Origin of the sequence: Synechococcus sp. H70.1 (assembly GCF_047502705.1) — a bacterium.
Classification (GTDB): domain Bacteria; phylum Cyanobacteriota; class Cyanobacteriia; order Thermostichales; family Thermostichaceae; genus Thermostichus.
Map to the genome: position 1 here is coordinate 1 of NZ_JANSIV010000135.1, position 3,345 is coordinate 3,345.

1 protein-coding gene and 1 pseudogene are annotated in these 3,345 nt (G+C 58.1%); both read left to right on the plus strand.

Translation table 11 applies throughout. The annotated features are described in order from the left end of the window. Positions 1 to 677: pseudogene (locus tag NW827_RS09855) on the plus strand (hypothetical protein); the annotation flags it as partial. 254 nt (positions 678 to 931) lie between these two features. Next, a complete protein-coding gene (locus NW827_RS09860; RefSeq protein WP_414404340.1) occupies positions 932 to 3,112 on the plus strand; it encodes a hypothetical protein in 2,181 nt (726 codons plus the stop codon). The last annotated feature ends 233 nt before the right edge of the window (positions 3,113 to 3,345 follow it).

The window sequence follows — 3,345 nt, forward strand, 5'->3', positions numbered from 1 at the left end:
TCTCGCCCTTTGCCAAGGCCTCGGTGACGGGCAACGTCTTCAACCAACCGCCCGAGGGCACGGGAGCTATCTACGCTCGTCCAAGTGTTGACCTCACGCCAACCGCGGCCGGGGCGCTGGGCGGCGAAGGCACCATTCTGCAGGCTTTCTTCAACAACACCATCACGCCGATGCCTATCCCTGGCTTTGTGGTGTGTGGACGCCTTGAGAGCTTGGCGGGTGCGCCAGGTAATCTGGTGAACTTCTTAGATAGGTCGCCGGCGCTGGCTCCCTTTACCTCCAACGTCTTCGGCGCGGTGGCGGATGCCCTCTGCTCGGCGGTAGGCTTTGGCCCAGGGGCCAGCCTACAGTTCCGTCCAGGTGGCGCGCCGCCCGCACCGCCGGCGCCTGTGGGCCCGCAGATCACCATCCCGGGGCTGCCTGCCAACGCGATAGTGACGGTGACGGGTGCAGGAGGGTCGCCGGTGATCGCCACCTCCACGTCGGTGTCTGGCAACGTGGCCACCTTCTCCCAGCCGTTCACCATTCCCTTCGGCGGCCAGATCCGGATAACGCCGGCCATTGCCTCGCCGTCGGCGATCACGGTGGGCGGCACGACGCTGAACACCTTCGACAACACCACAAACCCCGGCAGCACCACCTACTTCAACTTCGGCACGGCCATCTCGGTCAACTAGCCTTGGGCTAGCGCTATCAGGGCGACCTGTTCCTGTTGAGTCAACAAAAGCGTTGCTACACACTGCCAGGTCGCCCTTCCTTCTCCGTCTTGCCTGCGCATTCCCGGTTTTTTGGGTTCCCTACTGTACGTTTTGGCCCCTGGTTGGGTATTCTATTACCAGGTTTGATATGGTTTTCCCTGTCGAGTGAGCCGGGCTGCGCTTGCCAAGACTTCAACCCTTGGTCAAGACCTTATCTTCGGAGATTGGTGACGATGCCTAACCGCAACTTCTTGCCTGGCTTGCGCTCTTCCCTAGTTTCTCTGGCCCTGGCCTCCTCGGTGGCCGGGGTGATGGCCGCTTGCTCTTCTGACACGCCCACCGCTACGCAGGTGCCTTCTACCATCTCGGTGCAACTGCCCGAGACGGCAGCCCCCGCCACCGACGGCATCGCCTTCTACTACGACGGGGTGAAGACCTCCATCAAAATCACGGACGCAGCGGTGCTCTTTGCCGCCTGCACCCTCGAGACGAGCGACCCCACCAAGATTGTGAATTTTGTCAACAATACCCTGAAGGTTCAGCCGCCGATCACTGCTGCTGAGGTTACGGGGCTGGGCGACCCGCTCAAGCCAGATATTTCCGACTTCACGGGCGACGGCAGGGTGAAATGCGAGGACGCGGCGGTGCTGTTTGCGGTAGTTACTGTAGGGAGGGATGCTAGTAGGGTCAACCAGTTTCTCTCCAGCACGCTGAAGATTCCGGATGTCAAAGTCACCCAAGACCGGATCGACGACTTCTTCCCTAGACCTACGCCCACGCCCAGCCCGACGGCAACACCTACATCCACGCCAACACCGACCGCCACACCAAGCCCAACGCCGGATCCCAGCCAGATAAAGGTAGAGCCTGCCACCCTGACGCTTCCGAGTGGCTCTAGCCAGATAGTGACGGTGACCTTGCCCAGCCAGCCGTCGGGGAACGTAACAGTGACGGCGACGCCCTCAACGGGCATTACGGTTACGCCGACTACGCTGAACTTCACGCCCACTGTTTTCAGCGGCACAGTCACGGTGAAGAGCGTGGCGGCTCCTGGCACCAAGGGCACCGTCAAGTTCTCCGCCTCTGGCTACACAGACAAGGTTGTCGATGTTACGGTTGGGCAATCGTCTTCTATTGTGGTCAGCCCCACCAGCTTGGAGATTCCCACTGCCAACAGTGGTCTCAAGACCTTCAACGTGAAGCTGGCGGCTGCCCCCTCTAACCCCCTCACCATTACCATCACGCCACCGACAGGCTTTGCCACTGACAAGGACTCGTTATTCTTCAACAACGTCAACTTCAACACCAACCAGACAGTTACGGTAACCACGACAGCGCCGGCGGGTACCACAGGGGTCATCGAGCTCTTCAACCAGGATTTGGGGCAGTTTAATGTCGAGGTCAAGGCGCTCCCGGCTGCTGTGGGCCAGTTCTTCGTGGATCCGGTTAACGGAGACGACGGCAACTCCGGTACGGCCGCTCAGCCCTTTAAGACGCTGGAGAACGTTCTCCACGACACGCGGGATGCTGCTGACCTCGTTGAAGCCGCGGCTGAGACCCTTGGCTCTGGCACTGGCGGAGGAACTGATGTAACGGTGACGATCCTCAGCCCTATAACGGAGGACGCTACTGGCATCATTGCTTCTCCTAACCTGGACAGGGGATCCGTTACTGTGATCGGCCCTGCTGGCTTTAACTTCAATTTGGGCGACTTCAAGCTAACCCTCAACAAAGGCTATAAGCTGCAGGGCTTCAAGATCACCAGTAACAACCCAACAGGTACGGCGAGTACGGCCATCACCCTTGCCGACAAGGGCACCTCTCTGAAGAATATGACGATTAATTGTAAGGGGTTGGGAGAACAAGAGAAATGCGTCGGGGTCACTGCTGCCGACACCAACATCGTTCTGGAGGGCCTCACCCTGTCCATCCAGGGCAACGAGAACAAGACCGTGGCTATTTTCCATGATGGCAGCAACACAACCCTCCAAATCATCGGAAGTACTATTGAATCTATCGCTAGTAATGGCACAAATGTTGTCGGCATTAAAGGCAACAGCGCCAACACCAAGCTAGTGGTCACCGCAACCACGGTCGATTTTTCGTCGATTGTAAGTGGAACCAATGGAGACCCAACGGTTGCCATCCAATTGAGTGCTGCAGGCTCTAGCGTGCAAAGCTCTATAATTAAGATCAATGGCACGCCAGGTCAGAACCAAGGCGCCATTGGAGTTAAAACAACCCATACTACTAACAAGGTAACTATAGTTGGAAATAGGTTTACAACGGTGACGAACAAAGTTGGCATTGGCATCAAAAAAGCGGATAATGGGACCATTGACGCTACGGGCAACATCTTCCCCGTCGCTCCTGAAAAAGAGCTGTTCCAGAACACCGATCCCGCTACTCTCTAGGCTCCGGGTGTAGGCTGAGGGTGGCCCCTTCTCCCGTAGGGAAGAGGGGGCCTTTTGGCGTTTAGCCGCAGCAGCAAAGCGGTGGGGGCGGAGGAGAGGGGGGTTACGGTTTGTGGTAGGCTAACACCAGCTTAGGTAAGAGGTGAGTATGGCCAAAAGGTTGGTCTGGCTGTTGGGTCTGGTGCTGCTGGGGTGTGCCGGCAGGCCGCAGGGCCCTTCCCTCTGCAGCAATG